Annotated in this window: 14 protein-coding genes and 1 riboswitch; of the genes, 2 read left to right on the plus strand and 12 right to left on the minus strand. The window is 68.1% G+C overall.

Going from position 1 to position 16,461, the window contains the following annotated elements:
• Positions 1 to 31 precede the first annotated feature (31 nt).
• Complete coding sequence (locus LC452_RS13150; RefSeq protein ID WP_223626051.1) at positions 32 to 346, minus strand: AzlD domain-containing protein; 315 nt, start codon at positions 344 to 346, stop codon at positions 32 to 34.
• On the minus strand, positions 343 to 1,074 hold the full coding sequence (locus LC452_RS13155) for an AzlC family ABC transporter permease (RefSeq protein ID WP_223627662.1): 732 nt from the start codon (positions 1,072 to 1,074) through the stop codon (positions 343 to 345). The genes LC452_RS13150 and LC452_RS13155 overlap by 4 nt, the downstream gene beginning before the upstream one ends.
• Before the next feature lie 105 nt (positions 1,075 to 1,179).
• Between LC452_RS13155 and LC452_RS13160 the strand changes: the two genes are divergently transcribed.
• On the plus strand, positions 1,180 to 1,728 hold the full coding sequence (locus tag LC452_RS13160) for a helix-turn-helix domain-containing protein (RefSeq protein WP_223626052.1): 549 nt from the start codon (positions 1,180 to 1,182) through the stop codon (positions 1,726 to 1,728).
• 21 nt (positions 1,729 to 1,749) lie between these two features.
• On the opposite strand, the gene LC452_RS13165 is transcribed toward LC452_RS13160, so the two are convergent.
• Positions 1,750 to 2,628: a phospholipase gene (locus LC452_RS13165; protein WP_223626054.1), complete on the minus strand. Its 879-nt coding sequence runs from the start codon at positions 2,626 to 2,628 to the stop codon at positions 1,750 to 1,752.
• A gap of 194 nt (positions 2,629 to 2,822) precedes the next feature.
• Positions 2,823 to 4,736 (minus strand): translational GTPase TypA, encoded by a 1,914-nt coding sequence (typA, locus tag LC452_RS13170; protein ID WP_223626056.1) that lies wholly within the window; start codon positions 4,734 to 4,736, stop codon positions 2,823 to 2,825.
• A 101-nt stretch (positions 4,737 to 4,837) separates the two neighbouring features.
• Between typA and LC452_RS13175 the strand changes: the two genes are divergently transcribed.
• Positions 4,838 to 5,644: a CPBP family intramembrane glutamic endopeptidase gene (locus LC452_RS13175; RefSeq protein ID WP_223626058.1), complete on the plus strand. Its 807-nt coding sequence runs from the start codon at positions 4,838 to 4,840 to the stop codon at positions 5,642 to 5,644.
• Between the two features lie 7 nt (positions 5,645 to 5,651).
• On the opposite strand, the gene LC452_RS13180 is transcribed toward LC452_RS13175, so the two are convergent.
• The 8 genes from LC452_RS13180 to LC452_RS13215 all read right to left on the minus strand — a co-directional run bounded on the left by LC452_RS13180 (position 5,652) and on the right by LC452_RS13215 (position 16,173).
• Positions 5,652 to 6,191, minus strand: coding sequence for a PH domain-containing protein (locus tag LC452_RS13180; protein WP_223626060.1), 540 nt, complete (start codon positions 6,189 to 6,191; stop codon positions 5,652 to 5,654).
• Between the two features lie 29 nt (positions 6,192 to 6,220).
• The gene (locus LC452_RS13185; RefSeq protein WP_308116476.1) at positions 6,221 to 7,876 is read right to left on the minus strand and encodes an ABC transporter ATP-binding protein; all 1,656 of its coding nucleotides are present in this window, start codon (positions 7,874 to 7,876) and stop codon (positions 6,221 to 6,223) included.
• 8 nt (positions 7,877 to 7,884) lie between these two features.
• On the minus strand, positions 7,885 to 8,826 hold the full coding sequence (locus LC452_RS13190) for an ABC transporter permease (protein WP_223626063.1): 942 nt from the start codon (positions 8,824 to 8,826) through the stop codon (positions 7,885 to 7,887).
• A complete protein-coding gene (locus tag LC452_RS13195) occupies positions 8,816 to 9,745 on the minus strand; it encodes an ABC transporter permease (RefSeq protein ID WP_223626064.1) in 930 nt (309 codons plus the stop codon). The genes LC452_RS13190 and LC452_RS13195 overlap by 11 nt, the downstream gene beginning before the upstream one ends.
• A gap of 94 nt (positions 9,746 to 9,839) precedes the next feature.
• Complete coding sequence (locus LC452_RS13200) at positions 9,840 to 11,486, minus strand: ABC transporter substrate-binding protein (protein ID WP_223626066.1); 1,647 nt, start codon at positions 11,484 to 11,486, stop codon at positions 9,840 to 9,842.
• Between the two features lie 220 nt (positions 11,487 to 11,706).
• On the minus strand, positions 11,707 to 14,553 hold the full coding sequence (gene gcvP, locus LC452_RS13205) for an aminomethyl-transferring glycine dehydrogenase (protein ID WP_374197779.1): 2,847 nt from the start codon (positions 14,551 to 14,553) through the stop codon (positions 11,707 to 11,709).
• A gap of 61 nt (positions 14,554 to 14,614) precedes the next feature.
• Entirely contained in the window at positions 14,615 to 14,992 is a 378-nt protein-coding gene (gene gcvH / locus LC452_RS13210; RefSeq protein WP_223626070.1) for a glycine cleavage system protein GcvH, read from the minus strand.
• Positions 14,989 to 16,173: a glycine cleavage system aminomethyltransferase GcvT gene (locus tag LC452_RS13215; RefSeq protein WP_223626071.1), complete on the minus strand. Its 1,185-nt coding sequence runs from the start codon at positions 16,171 to 16,173 to the stop codon at positions 14,989 to 14,991. Before LC452_RS13215 ends, gcvH begins: the two co-directional genes overlap by 4 nt.
• Before the next feature lie 151 nt (positions 16,174 to 16,324).
• A riboswitch (glycine riboswitch) is annotated at positions 16,325 to 16,420 on the minus strand.
• Between the last annotated feature and the right edge of the window lie 41 nt (positions 16,421 to 16,461).

Raw genomic sequence — 16,461 nt, forward strand, 5'->3', positions numbered from 1 at the left:
AGGGCTGTGGATCCGGCGTGGAGCGCCATCGTCACGCGGCGAGCCCGAAGAGCCGCAGGAGCGCCGCCACCAGCGCCGCCGCGACCACGACCACGAGGAACGACTGCCGCAGCCACAGCAGCCCACCCGCGACGAGCAGTGCCGGCACGCGGGCGTCCACCGTGATCGCCTGCCCGTCGCCCAGCGTCTGCACCGCGACGAGGGCGGCGAGGAGCGCGACCGTGAGCAGGTCGGAGATTCGGGCAGGTCGGGGCGCTTCGAGCACCTTCGGCGGCACCAGGTAGCCGATGGCCTTGAGCGCGAGACAGATCAGCGCGGCCAGCAGAACGGCGCTCCACAGACTCATGACATCCCCTCCGTTCCGGCATCCGTCGTGCCCGCCTGCGGCGCGGGGCCACCGGACGGGCGACCGAGCCAGTTGAACCAGCCGACGACGATGGCGACGAGGGCGGCGATCAGCACCGGCAGGCCCGGCATCAGGAACGGCGTGAGGGCTGCTGCCACGACGGCGGCGGCGATGCCGACCGCGATCGCCTGCCGCTGCTTGAGCCGCGGCCAGAGGAGCGCGAGGAAGGCGGCCGCGGCTGCGGCATCCAGTCCCCAGGTCTTCGGGTCGCCGAGCACGTCGCCGACGAGGGCGCCGACCAGGGTCGTGATGTTCCACCCGACGAAGATGCCGATGCCCGTCACCCAGAAGCCCACCTGACGGAGTCGCGGAACGGTCTGCGAGATCGCCACGGCCGTCGACTCGTCGATCGTGAAGTGAGCGGCAGCGGCACGGCGCACCGGTCCGCCGCCGACGATCGGCGACATGCGCATGCCGTACGCCACGTTGCGCACGCCGAGGAGGGCTGCCGAGGCCACGGCCGACGGGAGCGCCGCGAGGCCCCCGGCGGTGAAGACGCCGACGAAGGCGAACTGGGATCCGCCGGTGAACATCAGCAGGCTCAGCACGCAGGTCTGCCAGACGTCGAGACCGGATGCGACAGCCAGCGCGCCGAAGGAGATGCCGTAGGCGCTCGTCGCCAGCACGACGCCGAGGGCTTCGCGCCAGACCTCGCGCTCGGCGGTCATCCGTCCCGCCGATCCGACATCGTTCGATTCGGTGAACACATGACTATCATTCTGAACATCGCGCGCTGCATAGTCAAGCGAACGATCGTTTGACATGATGAACGCATGGAGGATCTCCGAACGCGCATCTCCCGTACTCTGCGCCGCGAGCGCGAGGCCGCAGGCATCTCCGTGTCCGAACTCGCCCGACGGGCAGGGGTGTCGAAGGCGACCGTCTCCCAATTGGAAGGCGGCGCGGGCAACCCGAGCGTCGAGACGCTGTGGGCGCTGGGGGTCGCACTCGGCGTGCCGTTCGCGGTGCTGGTGGACCAGCAGGCGAACGCGCCCACCCTCATCCGCGCGGACGACCTGGCCGGCGTGCCGTCGTCGGCGGCGGCGTACAGCGCGACGCTGCTCTCGGCCAGCCCCCCGGGTGCGCGCCGCGACGTCTACTTGATCCAGGCTGAGCCCGGCGACCCCCGCATGTCCGACCCGCACCACCCGGGAACCATCGAACACGTCGTGCTGATCGCCGGGCGAGCGCGGATCGGCCCCGTCGCGGAGCCGATCACGCTGAACCCCGGCGACTACCTGACGTACGCCGGGGATGCCCCGCACATCTTCGAGGCCACGGCGCCGGGCACCAGCGCCGTCCTCATCTCCGAACTGCGCTGAATGCTCGGGGCGCGCTGACGGTCAGTACCAGTTCATCGCCTGGGAGTGACCCCACGCGCTGCAGGGTGTGCCGTAGACCGACGAGATGTAGCCGAGGCCCCACGCGATCTGGGTCGCCGCGTTCGTCTGCCAGTCGCTGCCCTCCGACGCCATCTTGCTGCCGGGGAGCGCCTGCGGGATGCCGGTGGCGCCGCTGGGGTTGTACGCCTGGTAGTTCCAGCCGGACTCCTTGTTCCACAGCGAGTCGAGGCAGGAGAACTGATCCCCTCCCCAGCCGTAGCGGCTGGACATCAGCTGCTGTGCCGTGGCCTTCGCGCCGTCGACGGTGTTCGCGGAGGCGAGCGCGGCGGCGGCAGCCTCCGCCTGCGCGGCGGCAGCGGCGGCGGCGTCGTCCGCGGCCTTCTTCTCCTGCGCCGCGGTGAACGCCTCCTGCAGCGTCGCCGTGTCGGACACCAGTGACTTCGTCTCGGCCTCGACCTGGCCGGCGAGCACGGTCACCACGAGAGAGGACAGGGCATCGCGATCGTCCAGCGCGTCGATGTCGCTCTGGAGCTCCGACACGTCGACGGCGGGCGCTGCGCTCACGTCGAGACCGGAGGCGGCGACGTCGTACGCCAGCGCCTCGGCGGTCAGCACGGCATCCTTCGCCTCGACCAGCGGGATCGCCGCATCGTCCGCGACCTTCGCCACGGGCTCCGCACCGGTGACCAGCTGCGCGACCACGGCGGTCGGATCGGGCATCTCCGAGCCGGCTGCCGGCACCGAGACCATGCCGGCGGTGAGGGTGATGCCGAGGAGAGTGGCGGCAGCCGTTCCGAGGATCATCATCGGGCGGCGGGTGGTGACGCGGGCGGATGCCGCTGCGGAGGCGCGCCGAAGCGCACGGGATTCATGAAGCATAGGGTTCGACTTTCGGGTCGTCGTACGCCCTTGCAGGAGACTCATCGGGAGCTCGTCCCAGGCGCAAGTGCTCGAGTCTGCCTTGCCAACCTGAACGAAAACAATCCCTCACCTGGGATTTTCATGAGAAGAGGGCCCCGCACGCGCCGATTCGGCGGTGTGGGGCCCTCTGCAGAGCACGCGGGAAGCGAGCGTCAGGCGTTCGCATCCTGACGCTTGAGACGCGCGGTCTCGCGTGCACGGGTGTTCTGATCGAGGTTCACCTTGCGGATGCGCACGACCTCGGGCGTCACCTCGACGCACTCGTCGTCACGGGCGAACTCGAGGCTCTCCTCCAGCGTCAGCTGACGCGGCGGGGTCATCGACTCGAACGTGTCGGAGCTCGCTGCACGCATGTTGGTGAGCTTCTTCTCCTTGGTGATGTTCACGTCCATGTCGTCGGCGCGCGAGTTCTCGCCGATGACCATGCCCTCGTAGACCTCCTGCGTGGGCTGCACGAAGAACGACATGCGCTCCTGCAGGGCGATCATGGCGAACGGGGTGACGACGCCCATGCGGTCGGCGACGATCGAGCCGTTCTGACGGGTCGTGATGTGACCGGCCCACGGCTCGTAGCCGTGCGAGATCGCGTTGGCGATGCCGGTGCCGCGGGTGGTCGTCAGGAACTCCGTGCGGAAGCCGATGAGGCCGCGCGAGGGGACGACGAACTCCATGCGCACCCAGCCGGTGCCGTGGTTCGACATGCCCTCCATGCGGCCCTTGCGACCCGCGAGCAGCTGCGTGATCGCACCGAGGTACTCCTCGGGCGCGTCGATCGTGAGGTGCTCGAACGGCTCGTTCGTCTTGCCGTCGATCTGCTTCGTGACGACCTGCGGCTTGCCGACGGTCAGCTCGAAGCCCTCGCGGCGCATGTTCTCGACGAGGATCGCCAGGGCGAGCTCGCCTCGACCCTGCACCTCCCAGGCGTCGGGACGCCCGATGTCGACGACCTTGAGCGACACGTTGCCGACGAGCTCCTTGTCGAGGCGGTCCTTCACCATGCGCGCGGTCAGCTTGTGGCCCTTGACCTTGCCCATGAGCGGCGAGGTGTTCGTGCCGATCGTCATCGAGATGGCGGGGTCGTCGACCGTGATCGCCGGAAGCGGACGGACGTCTTCGGGGTCGGCGATGGTCTCGCCGATGGTGATGTCCTCGAAGCCGGCGATGGCGACGATGTCGCCGGGGGCCGCGGACTCCGCCGGGTAGCGCTCGAGAGCGCGGGTCTTCAGGAGTTCGGTGATGCGGGCATTCTGGTGCGTGCCGTCGGCGCGGACCCAGGCGACCGTCTGGCCCTTCTTGAGCGTGCCGTTGAAGACGCGCAGCAGAGCGAGGCGACCGAGGAACGGGCTCGAGTCGAGGTTCGTGACCCACGCCTGCAGCGGGGCCTCGTCGTCGTAGGACGGAGCCGGGATGTGCTCGAGGATCGCACCGAAGAGCGGCTCGAGGTCATCGTTGTCGGGCAGGGTGCCGTTGTCCGGACGGTTGAGCGACGCGGCGCCATTGCGGCCGGACGCGTACACGATCGGCACGTCGAGCAGCGCATCGACGTCGAGGTCGGGCACATCGTCGACGAGGTCGGACGCGAGGCCCAGCAGCAGATCGTGCGCCTCTTCCTCGACCTCGGCGATGCGGGCATCGGGACGGTCGGTCTTGTTGACCAGGAGGATCACGGGCAGCTTGGCCTCGAGCGCCTTGCGGAGCACGAAGCGGGTCTGCGGCAGCGGGCCCTCGCTCGCGTCGACGAGCAGCACGACGCCGTCGACCATGGACAGGCCGCGCTCGACCTCGCCGCCGAAGTCGGCGTGGCCGGGGGTGTCGATGACATTGATCGTCACCTCGCCGTCCGTGGCGTGCTCACCCTTGTAGGTGATCGCCGTGTTCTTCGCGAGGATCGTGATGCCCTTCTCGCGCTCCAGATCGTTGGAGTCCATGGCACGTTCGTCGACGTGCGCGTGTTCGCCGAAGGAGCCCGTCTGACGCAGCATGGCGTCGACGAGGGTGGTCTTGCCGTGGTCGACGTGCGCGACGATTGCGACGTTGCGGAGGTCAGAGCGGAGGGCGTGCGCCATGCAGAAGTCCTAAAGAGGTGGGGGTTTCGTCGGGAAGCCGACGTTCCAGGATAACGCAAGCTCAGGGCTCGTTCCTGAGCGGAGGTCGTAGCATCGTGATCGTGACGTTGCGACCGGCCCAGGAACCCGCCTTTTTCGACGATCCTGCGCCCTCTCGCGCGCGGATCTGGTGGGAGATCGCGATCGTGCTCGCACTCGGGCTCGGGCAGTCCGCCGTCTACGCGATCGTGCAGCTGGCCTATCGCCTCACGGACGAGACCCCGCTCGCTGATCAGACGGCGACCCTCAATCCCTCACGGAGCGACCGCGAGATCTTCGACCTCATCTACCAGGTCCTGTCGATCGGCTTCTCGCTCGTGCCCGTGCTGCTCGTGTGCTTCCTGCTCTGGCAGTCGCGCCGCCCGCACCTGGAGCGGCTGGGACTCGACGGCCGGAAGGTCGGGGCGGATGCCGGACGCGGCATCCTGCTCGTACTCGCGATCGGGATCCCCGGCCTCGCCCTGTACATCGTGGGACGCGCTCTCGGGCTGTTCGTCGCCGTGAACCCCGCCGGCCTCGACTCCTACTGGTGGACCGTACCGGTCCTCCTGCTCGCCGCCGCGCGGGCTTCCCTGCAGGAGGAGTTCGTCGTGCTCGGGTATCTCTTCGTGCGGCTCAAGCAGCTCGGCTGGAGCCCGTGGGTCATCATCGTGTCCACCTCGGTGCTGCGGGCGAGCTATCACCTCTACCAGGGGCCCGGCGCGTTCATCGGCAATCTCGCGATGGGCCTGCTGTTCGGCTGGCTCTTCCAGCGCAGCGGGCGACTGCTGCCGTTCCTCGTCGCGCACTTCCTGATCGACGCGACGGTGTTCGTCGGCTATCCGTGGGCCGCGGCGACCTGGCCCGAGCTGTTCGGGCTGCCGGGCTGAGCCGCGGTCAGCCGGCGTTCGCGATGAGGATCGCGGCGACAGCCCAGACGGCGATCACTCCGAGGCCGACGAGCGCGGGGATGTCCCACTGGCGTCGGATCGGCGAGTCCGACCCTGAGGCCGAGGACTCCCACCTGTCCCGGATGTCCGTCAGCGCGCGCAGCGCCGCCGGGGCCTTGGCCTCGTCATCCGCACGCATCTTGCTTCGGACAGGTCGGGCGTGCGCCGGTCCGCCGTAGGAGGTGACATCGGAACCGTCATCGAGCGAGAAGACCAGCTGCCAGCGGAGGTCGACATCGCGCACCCGACTCCATCCGAAGCTCGTGCGCCGCAGCATGTTCTGCACCAGGACGCCGTCATCGTGGATGCGCACCATCGAGACGAAACTGATCTCGTAGACGATCCAGAGCCCGAGCAGGACCCAGGGCGCGAGCAACAGCGTCTGCGCCCATCCCCCGCGCACGACGGCGTCGCCGAGGAGGAAGAGCGCCAGCAGGATCGCTCCGACCATCACGACCGGCCCTGAGGGCGAGCGGAACGTCCGCACGCCCTCAGGTGAGGTTCCAGACGCCACGATCAGATGCCGCCCAGAGGGATGGTCGCACCGGGGATCGCCTCGAGCAGACGACTCGTGTACTCCTGCTTCGGGTTGGCGAAGGTCTCGTCGACCGTGCCCTGCTCGACGACCTTGCCGCGCTCCATGACGCAGACGAGATCGCTGGAGACGCGCACGACGGCGAGGTCGTGCGTGATGAACAGGTACGTCAGGCCGAGCTCGGTCTGAAGGTCCGCGAGGAGCTTCAGGATCTGCGCCTGCACGAGCACGTCCAGAGCCGAGACCGCCTCGTCGAGCACGACGATGTCGGGCTTGAGCGCGAGCGCCCGGGCGATCGCGACACGCTGACGCTGTCCGCCCGAGAGCTCGCTCGGGTAGCGGGTCGCCAGGTCCTGCGGCAGCGACACCTGATCGAGCAGCTCGCGGACGCGCTCACGACGGGATGCACGGTCGCCGACCCCATGGATCTCCAGGGGCTCGGCGATCGTGTTCTCGAGGTTCCGCAGCGGATCGAGCGATCCGTAGGGATCCTGGAAGACCGGCTGCATCCGACGACGGAGTCCGAACGACTGCGCACGGGAGAACCCGGACACATCCATGCCGTCGATCTCGATCGTGCCGGACGTGGGGTCCTCCAGCTTGAGCACCATCTTCGCCACGGTCGACTTGCCCGATCCCGACTCGCCGACCAGTGCCAGCGTCTTGCCCCGAGGGATCTCGAAGGAGACGTCGTCGACCGCACGGAACTGCTCACTGCGGAAACCACCCTGACGGATGCGGTAGTCCTTGGTGAGTGCGGAGACGCGCACCGTCGGCGGGATGTCGGCGAGGTCCTCGAGCGTCTCCACGCCGCGGTCCTCGACGACGGCCTGGATCCGCTGCGACGCCACACTCGGCGCCGCGGCGACGAGGCGCTTCGTGTACGGATGCTGCGGGTTCTGCAGGATGTCCCTGCTCGGCCCCGACTCGACGATCTCGCCGTTCTGCATCACGATCAGCCGCTCCGCACGCTCCGCCGCGAGGCCGAGGTCGTGAGTGATGAGCAGCATGGAGGTGCCTCGGTCGCGCGTCAGGCTCGCCATGTGGTCGAGGATCACGCGCTGCACGGTGACGTCGAGCGCCGACGTCGGCTCGTCTGCGATCAGCAGCTGCGGGTCTGCAGCCAATCCGATGCCGATGAGCGCGCGCTGGCGCATTCCGCCGGAGAACTGATGCGGGAACTGCCGAAGCCGCTTGGCGGCGTCGGCCAGTCCTGCCTGCTGGAGCACCTCGATCGCGCGCGCGCGGACGGCGGCGCGGCCTTGAGCGAGACCGTTCGCACGAACGGCCTCCTCGACCTGGAAGCCGATGCTCCACACCGGGTTGAGGTTCGACATCGGGTCCTGCGGCACATAGCCGATCGCCTTGCCGCGCACCCGCTCCATCTCCCGCTCGGAGAGAGTGGTGAGCTCCTGCCCCTCGAGCGTGATGCTGCCGGAGGTGATCCGGCCGTTCCCCGCAAGGAGCTTGATGATCGACGTCGCGGCCGTCGACTTGCCCGAACCGGACTCTCCGACGATGGCGACGGTCTCGCCAGCCATCACATCGAAGCTGATCCCGTGCAGGACCTCGCGTGTGCCCTTCTGCGTGTTGAACGCGACCGAGAGGTCGCGGACGCTCAGCAGCGGTGTTGCCATCGATTCGCTCATCGGCGTGCCCTCGCCCTCGGGTCGAGGGCGTCTCGGATGAGCTCACCCAGGAGGATGAACGCGAGCACGGTGATGGTGAGCGCGATCGACGGATAGATCAGTGCCATCGGCGCGACACGCAATGACCGCTGCGCCTGACTGATGTCATTGCCCCACGACATGACGTCGCTTCCGAGCCCGACACCGAGGAAGCTCAGCGTGGCCTCGGCGACGATACCGCCGGCGAGGGCCAGCGTCGCCAGCACGAGGAGCGGAGCGAAGGCGTTCGGGATCACGTGCGACAGAAGCGTGCCGAAGCGCGACTTGCCGAGCGCGGCCGATGCCATCACGAAGTCCGCCTGCTTCACCCGGAGCACTTCCGCCCGGACGACACGCGCCGTCGCCGCCCATGCGAACCCGCCGATGGCGAGAGCGAGGGTCAGGACGTTGCGGTACTGGGCGAACACCGTCATCACGACGACAGCCGCGAGGATGTAGGGGATCGAGAAGAAGATGTCGCCGACGCGGGAGAGAACCGCGTCGAGCCAGCCGCCGTAGTAGCCGGCGAATGCTCCCATGATCAGGCCCAGCGTGGAGCTGATGATGGTCGCGAGAAGACCGACGCTGATCGACGTGCGCGATCCCCAGACGATGCGCGACCAGATGTCGCAGCCCTGGAACGTGTAGCCGAGCGGATGCCCGGCCGCGGGACCCGCATTGGAGTTCGCGAGCTCGCACTGGTTGTTCGGCGGGGTCTGGGTGAACAGCGTCGGCCAGAAGGCCATCACCAGGATGATGAAGACGATTCCGAGCGAGATCCAGAACGACGGGCGTCGTCGGAGGTCGGTCCAGGCATCCCGCCAGAGACTGGCGGGTTTGCCCTTGACGTGGATGGCATCCGTCGGCGGCTGTTCGGCCACCACCGGAGCGACGTAGTGGGTGGGACGGTCACTTGACATAGCGGATCCTCGGGTCGAGCAGCCCGTAGAGCAGGTCCACGAGCAGGTTGACGAGAACGTAGATGATGACGAACACCGTCACGAAGGACACGATGGTCGGGCCCTCGTGTCGCAGCGTCGCCTGGAACAGGGTCTGCCCCACACCGGGAATGTTGAAGATGTACTCCGTCACGGTCGCTCCGACGAGGAGCACCCCGAAGTTCGTCGCGGAGTTGGTGATCACCGGGATGAGGGAGTTGCGCAGCACGTGCACGGGGATCACGCGGCTGCGCGAAAGGCCCTTGCCGTAGGCGGTTCGCACCCAGTCCTGATTCAGAGTGTCGAGAACGGAGCCGCGCATCAGGCGCATGCTCGTCGCGTACAGGCTCAGTCCGAGCACGATCGCGGGCAGCCACAGATCGCCCCAGTTGTTCTGACCGCCCACGGTCGGGCGGAACCACCCGAGCTGTATGGCGAAGAAGTACTGGGCGAGGAAGGCGACCACGAAGATCGGCATCGACAGGAACACCAGCGAGATGATCAGGGAGATGTGATCGAAGAACTTGCCCTTGCGCAGGGCCGACAGGGTGCCGATGATGATCGCGAGCGTGAACTCGATCGCGATCGCCATGAGAGCCAGTCGTCCCGTGATCGGGAGAGTGCGCGAGAGCACGGTGCTCACGGACTCGCCCGAGAAGGTGTTCCCCATGTCGCCCTGGAAGACGCCGGTGATGTAGTAGAAGTACTGGACGAGGAAAGGGTCGTCCAGGTGATACTGCGCGCGGATCGTCGCGAGCAGTTGCGGGCTCGGCGGCTTGTCGCCGAAGAGCGCCGCGATGGGGTCGCCCGGCATGAGGAACACGAGCGCATAGATGAGCAGCGTGGCGCCGAAGAAGACCGGGATCAGCTGCAGAAGTCGCCGCAGGGTATAGGCGAGCATCCTTACTCCTTTCGTGGAGAGGGAATCAGCCGGAGCGCACGACGCGAGGCGGTGACGTCGTCGCCACCGCCTCGCTGTCGATCACTCCTGGAGCCTACTCGGCCTTCGTGATCTGGTAGTAGAGCGGAACAGAGTTCCAGCCGACGGTGACGTTGTCCACGTTCTCACCGAAACCGCCGATGGAGTTCTGGTACCAGAGCGGGATCACGGGGAGGTCCTTGAACAGGATCTCCTGGACCTTCTCGTACGCCGCGTTGGCGTCGTCGGCGCTGGTCGCCGCCGCACCCTCGGCCAGCAGTGCGTCGACCTCGGGGTTCGAGTAGTCGCCATCGTTCGACGACGCGCCCGTGCCGTACAGCGGCTGGAGGAAGTTGTACACCGCCGGGTAGTCGCCCTGCCATCCGGAACGGTTCGCCGTCTGGATCGTGCGGTTGCCCGCGTCGTCCCGGGCGTTGACCGCTGCGCGCAGCGTGGCGAGGTCGACGTACGGTGCACCCGATGCGTCGATGCCGAGCGTGTTCTTCAGCGAGTTCGAGACCGCGTCGACCCACACCTGGTGTCCGCCATCGGAGTTGTACGCGATCTGGAACGTGCCGGACCACGGCGAGATGGCGTCGGCCTCAGCCCACAGCTCCTTCGCCTTCTCCGGGTCGTACTTGAGCACGTCGGATCCGGGAACGCTGTCGCTCCAGCCGTCGATCACCGGGGTGGTGAAGTCGCTGGCGGGGGTACGGGTGCCCGCGAAGATCTTGTCGGTGATCTCGTCGCGGTTGATGGCCATCGAGATCGCCTGACGACGCAGCGTGCCCTCCTCGCCGGAGAAGTGCGCGAGCTGTCCGCCGATGGTGAACGACTGGAAGATCGCCGCCGGCTGGTTGGTCGCACGATCGCCGAGCTCGTCCTCGAACACCGGGAGCGAGCTCTCGGGGATCTGGTCGATGACGTCGATGTTGCCACCCTGGAGGTCGGCGTACGCGCCCTCAGGAGCGGTGTAGAACTTCAGCGTGAGGCCGCCGTTCTGCGCGACGCGCTCACCCTTGTAGTCCTCGTTCTTGACCAGGTCGATCTGCACGTCGTGCTGCCACGCACCCTCGCTCGCGAGCATGTACGGGCCGTTGCCGATCGGGTTCTCGCCGAAGGCTTCCATGTCCTCGAACGCCACGTCGGGCAGCGGGTAGAACGCGGAGTAGCCGAGACGGGTCACGAAGTCGGACGCGACGTCGCTGCTCAGGTCGATCGTGAAGGTCTGGTCGTCGACCTCGGTGAGGCCGGTGAGCTCAGAGTCCGCGTCCGGGTTGAAGCCGACGATGTCGGCGAACCAGGACTGGTTCAGCTGTGCGTTGGAGAGCTGTGCGCCGTAGTTCCACGCGTCGATGAAGTTATGGGCGACGACATCTTCACCGTTGGTGAACTTGTTGCCCTCCTTCAGCTTCACGGTGACCTTGTTGGGGGCATCGACCGTGATGGACTCGGCCATGTCGTTGACGAGGGCTCCGTCGCCGTCGTAGAACGCGAGGCCCGCGAAGACGGAGTCGAGGATCTTGCCGCCGTTGACCTCGTTCGTGTTGGTCGGGATCAGCGCGTTCTCCGGCTCGCCGCCGTTGGCGGAGATGATGGCCGAAGACGATCCGGTCGATCCTTCGTCCGCGGTGTCGTCGGTTCCTCCGGCACAACCGGCCAGCGCCATGGCGCCGATGGCGAGCAATGCGGCGCCCGCGAGGGCAATCCTGTTTCTTTTCACTTTGCGTCCTCCTGTGGACAGTACTGAGTCTGCGCACGCATCATCGGGCACGCAGGGATAGTCGAGCGTAACCCGCGGATGACCGCCCGGCTGCACTCAGCTAACGAACTGTTACTGAGTGGTGACCATACGTAACATCCGTGAAACACCCCCGGAAAGACGCGACGAAGCCGCGCTCCCCGGCGAGGAGCGCGACTCCGTTCGGATCAGTGCGCCGGTGTCAGGCGAAGGCCTCCACGGGCGGGCAGGCGCAGACGAGATTGCGGTCTCCGTAGGCCTGATCGATGCGTCGCACGGGAGGCCAGTACTTCCCGGCGACGAGCGCGTGCACGGGGTACGCGGCGTCCTCCCGGGTGTAGGCGTGGCTCCACTCCCCCGCGATCAGCGACACCGCGGTGTGCGGCGCATGCACGAGAGGGTTGTCGTCGGCCGGCCAGCGCCCTGCGGCGACGGCATCCGCTTCCGCCTTGATCATGATCATGGCCTCGATGAAGCGCTCGATCTCGCCGAGGTCCTCCGACTCGGTCGGCTCGACCATGAGGGTGCCCGCGACCGGGAACGACATGGTCGGCGCGTGGAAGCCGTAGTCGATCAGGCGTTTGGCGACATCGTCGACCGTGATGCCCGTGGCCTCCTTGAGCGGACGGAGGTCGAGGATGCACTCGTGCGCGACCCGGCCGTTCTCGCCCGTGTAGAGCACCGGGTAGTGCTCGCGGAGGCGCTCGGCGATGTAGTTCGCCGAGAGCACCGCGGCCGAGGTCGCGCGGCGGAGGCCGTCAGCCCCCATCATCCGCACGTACGCCCAGGAGATCGGCAGGATGCCGGCGGAGCCGTAGGGCGCCGCCGAGACCGCACCGCCCTCGAAGGTGAACCCGCCGAAGTGCTCGGCGCGCTGCGCGAGCGGATGCGACGGCAGGAACGGGGCCAGGTGCGCCTTCGCGGCGACAGGGCCGACGCCGGGTCCGCCGCCGCCGTGCGGGATCGCGAACGTCTTGTGCAGGTTGAGGTGCGAGACGTCGCCTCCGAGGTCACCGAAGCGCGCGTAGCCGAGCAGCGCGTTGAGGTTGGCGCCGTCGACGTAGACCTGTCCGCCCGCGTCATGCACTGCGGACGTGATCTCCACGACGTCGTGCTCGTACACGCCGTGCGTGGACGGGTAGGTGATCATCAGAGCGGACAGGGAGTCGGCGTGCGCGGCGATCTTCGCGCGGAGGTCGTCGAGGTCGACGTTGCCGAGCTCGTCGCAGGCCACGACGACGACCTTCATGCCCGCGAGCACCGCGGACGCGGCGTTGGTGCCGTGCGCCGACGACGGGATCAGGCACACGGTGCGCTGCTCGTCGCCGTTCGCGAGGTGGTAGCCGCGGATCGCCAGGAGGCCGGCCAACTCGCCCTGCGAGCCCGCGTTGGGCTGCAGCGAGACGGCGTCGTACCCGGTGACCTCGGCGAGCCAGCCCTCGAGCTGCTCGATGAGATCGAGATAGCCCTGCACGTCGGATGCCGGAGCGAACGGGTGGATGCCGGCGAACTCGGGCCACGTGATCGCGGCCATCTCGGTCGCGGCGTTGAGCTTCATCGTGCAGGACCCGAGCGGGATCATGCCGCGGTCGAGCGCGTAGTCGCGGTCGGCGAGGCTCTTGAGGTAGCGCATCATCGCGGTCTCGCTGCGGTGCGCGTGGAAGACCGGATGGGTCAGATACTCGTCCTGACGGTGCAGCTGCGCGGGGAGCGCATCATGCCGGTCGACGACTCCGAACACCCGCTCCTGCGTGCCGCCGAACACCTGGGCGAGCTGATGCAGCTCGGAGATCGTCGTCGTCTCATCGACGGCGAAGCTGATCGTGTCGGCATCCGCCGCGTGGATGAGGATGCCGTGCCCCTGGTGCGCCTGCGCCTGATGCTCGGCCGCGCGGCCCGGCACGCGCACGGAGACGGTGTCGAAGAACGCGTCGTGCACGACGTCTGCTCCCGCCTCGACGAGCCAGTCGCGCAGCAGCGCGGCCTTCGTCGCGACGTCCGAGGCGATCGCCTTGAGCCCGTCAGGCCCGTGGTAGACCGCGTACATCGCCGCCATGACGGCGAGCAGCACCTGAGCGGTGCAGATGTTCGACGTCGCCTTCTCGCGGCGGATGTGCTGCTCGCGGGTCTGCAGCGAGAGCCGGTAGGCGGGCTTGCCGTCGGCGTCGACCGAGACACCGACGAGGCGTCCGGGCAGCTGCCGTTCGAGGCCGGCGCGCACGGCCATGTACCCGGCGTGCGGACCGCCGAAGCCCATCGGCACCCCGAAGCGCTGCGTCGTGCCGACCGCGACATCCGCGCCCAGCGAGCCGGGCGACGCGATCAGCGTGAGGGCGAGCAGGTCGGCGGCGACCACGGCAAGGCCGCCGGCCAGGTGTGCGGCGTCGATGACCGCCGACGGATCCCAGACCCGTCCGGACGCGCCCGGGTACTGCACGAAGACGCCGAACAGCTCGGCCGGCAGCTCTCCGCCGGCCGCGAAGTCGACCGGCATGAGCTCGATGCCGACGGCATCCGCTCGGGTCGCCAGCAGGGCCTTCGTCTGCGGGAATGCGTCGGCGTCGACCGCGAACACGTTCGACGCCGACTTGGAGCCCCGTCGGGCGAGCAGCATGCCCTCGACGACCGCCGTGGACTCGTCGAGCATAGAGGCGTTGGCCGTCGTGAGCCCGGTGAGCTCGGCGACCATCGTCTGGAAGTTGATGAGCGCCTCCAGACGGCCCTGCGAGATCTCCGGCTGGTAGGGCGTGTACGCCGTGTACCAGGACGGGTTCTCCAGCACGTTGCGCTGGATCACCTGCGGCGTGATCGTGCCGTAGTAGCCCAGGCCGATCATCGGCCGGTTCACCGCGTTGCGCGACGCGAGGCTGCGCAGTTCCGCCAGCGCCTCGGTCTCACTCGCCGCTGCCGGGATCGTGGAGTCGAGGGCGCCCGACGGTCCGGTGAAGATCGAGGACGGCACGGCCTGGCGCATCAGCGCCTCGACGGCGTCTCCCGCCTGCTCGGTCCCTGAGCTTGTCGAAGGGTGGATGCCGAGCGCGTCCAGCATCGTGCGCTGTGCGGCTTCGGTGGGTCCGATGTGACGATCGGCGAAAGAGACCACGGGTGGATCAGCCCTCCGTCAGTGCGACGTACGCATCGCGGTCGAGCAGGCCGTCGAGCGCTCCGTCGGCGACCGAGACCTTGATCAGCCAGCCGCCCTCGAAGGGCTCGGCATTCACGAGCGAAGGGTCGTCCACGACCGCGTCGTTGATCTCGACGACCGTGCCGGCGACCGGGGCGTAGAGCTCTCCGACGGACTTCGTCGACTCGATCTCGCCGACGACCGCGCCGGCGGTGAGCTCGGTGCCGACAGCGGGGAGCTCGACGAAGACGACGTCACCGAGCTTCTCGGCCGCGTAGTCGGTGATGCCGACGGTGATCGTGCCACCGTCAGCCGCGATCCACTCGTGCTCGTCGGTGTACTTCAGTGCGCTGAGGTCGGTCATTTGGTCCTCCGGTAGAAAGGCAGAGCGGTCACGGTCGCGGGGATCTTGGTCCCCCGCACATCAAGGAATACTGCGGTTCCCTCTTCAGCGGAAGAAGGATCGACGTAGGCCATCGCGATGGGGTGGCCGAGGGTGGGGCTGAGGGCGCCGCTGGTGATCTCGCCGAGCGCCGTGCCGTCGGCATCGACCACGGCGTAGCCGGCGCGTCCGGCGCGTTTTCCTTCGGCGACGAGTCCGACGAGCACCGGGGCATCGGATGCCGCGCCGACGGCATCCTTTCCGATGAAGCTGTCCTTGTCGGACACCACGACGCGCCCGAGTCCGGCCTGCACGGGCTTCGTCTCCAGGTTCAACTCGTGCCCATAGAGGGGCATACCTGCCTCGAGCCGCAGCGTGTCACGCGCCGCGAGGCCGGCCGGGACGAGACCGTGCGCGGCACCGGCGACGACGAGCGCATCCCAGAGGGCGGCCGCATCCTCGGCGCGAACGAGGAGCTCGAAGCCGTCCTCGCCCGTGTAGCCCGTGCGAGCGATCAACAGCGGTTCGCCGAGGAAGAGAGCATCGGCCCAGGCGTAGTACTTCTGCTCGGCCCAGGGCGTGCCGAGGTCGGTGATGCCCTCGGTGGCGGAGACGATGGCCTCGGCCGTCGGTCCCTGGACCGCGATCAGCGCGTACGAGTCCGACACGTCCTCGACGTCGACGCCGCGGTCGCCCAGGAAGCCGGCGAAGCTGCGCTCCTCGCCCTCGGCGCGGGCCGGGCCCTCACGCTCGATCAGGGAGGGGAACGACCGGACGCGCGAGGCGAAGGCCGCGTCGACGAATCCGCGGTTCCCGGCGTTCGCGATCACCAGGTAGCGATCCTCCGCGAGGCGGTAGACGATCACGTCGTCGACGATCCCCCCGGACTCCGACAGGATCAGCGAGTACTTCGCCTTGCCCACGGCCATCGTGGAGAGGCGACCCGCGAGCGCGTAGTCGAGGAACGCAGCCGAGCTCTCACCGGTGACGAGGAACTCCGCCATGTGCGAGATGTCGAAGATCCCGGCAGCCTGACGGACAGCGTGGTGCTCGGCCAGGTCGGACGTGTAGCGCACCGGCATCTGCCAGCCGCCGAAGTCGGTGAACGATGCTCCGAGCGCCTCGTGGCGTTCGCGCAGCGGGGTGTAGCGGGGGTCGGACATGGAGTTCTCCCGGGCTGGATCGGGCGGAACGGCGTCATCGACGTTCCTCGGAACTCCCCCTCTGTCATGGGCCTGAGAGCTTCGCCCGCGCTGGGGGGCTTTCACCGTCGGCGGATTTCTCGCTTCGCTCGAAATCGCTTTTCAGAGTGGCCGGAACCGCGCGGTACGCGTTACCTGAGAGATTGGCGGGGAGGCTTGCTCCTTCGGTGCCCGGCTGCGTTCGCCGGGGCTCTCCCGCGGGGGTCATTCGGCCTGTCTTCAGTTGTGGGGTTCAGTCTAGCCCGAGCA

The sequence above is a fragment of the Microbacterium sp. EST19A genome (assembly GCF_019969685.1).
Taxonomy (GTDB): Bacteria; Actinomycetota; Actinomycetes; order Actinomycetales; family Microbacteriaceae; genus Microbacterium.

What these genes read in the sequence shown, in the direction of transcription:
- LC452_RS13150 (WP_223626051.1), bottom strand. Translation starts at nt 346, where the DNA reads ATGAGTCTGTGGAGCGCCGTTCTGCTGGCCGCGCTGATCTGTCTCGCG.
- LC452_RS13155 (WP_223627662.1), bottom strand. Translation starts at nt 1,074, where the DNA reads ATGACCGCCGAGCGCGAGGTCTGGCGCGAAGCCCTCGGCGTCGTGCTG.
- LC452_RS13160 (WP_223626052.1), top strand. Translation starts at nt 1,180, where the DNA reads ATGGAGGATCTCCGAACGCGCATCTCCCGTACTCTGCGCCGCGAGCGC.
- LC452_RS13165 (WP_223626054.1), bottom strand. Translation starts at nt 2,628, where the DNA reads ATGCTTCATGAATCCCGTGCGCTTCGGCGCGCCTCCGCAGCGGCATCC.
- typA (WP_223626056.1), bottom strand. Translation starts at nt 4,736, where the DNA reads ATGGCGCACGCCCTCCGCTCTGACCTCCGCAACGTCGCAATCGTCGCG.
- LC452_RS13185 (WP_308116476.1), bottom strand. Translation starts at nt 7,876, where the DNA reads ATGGCAACACCGCTGCTGAGCGTCCGCGACCTCTCGGTCGCGTTCAAC.
- LC452_RS13190 (WP_223626063.1), bottom strand. Translation starts at nt 8,826, where the DNA reads ATGTCAAGTGACCGTCCCACCCACTACGTCGCTCCGGTGGTGGCCGAA.
- LC452_RS13195 (WP_223626064.1), bottom strand. Translation starts at nt 9,745, where the DNA reads ATGCTCGCCTATACCCTGCGGCGACTTCTGCAGCTGATCCCGGTCTTC.
- gcvP (WP_374197779.1), bottom strand. Translation starts at nt 14,553, where the DNA reads ATGCTGGACGCGCTCGGCATCCACCCTTCGACAAGCTCAGGGACCGAG.
- gcvH (WP_223626070.1), bottom strand. Translation starts at nt 14,992, where the DNA reads ATGACCGACCTCAGCGCACTGAAGTACACCGACGAGCACGAGTGGATC.
- LC452_RS13215 (WP_223626071.1), bottom strand. Translation starts at nt 16,173, where the DNA reads ATGTCCGACCCCCGCTACACCCCGCTGCGCGAACGCCACGAGGCGCTC.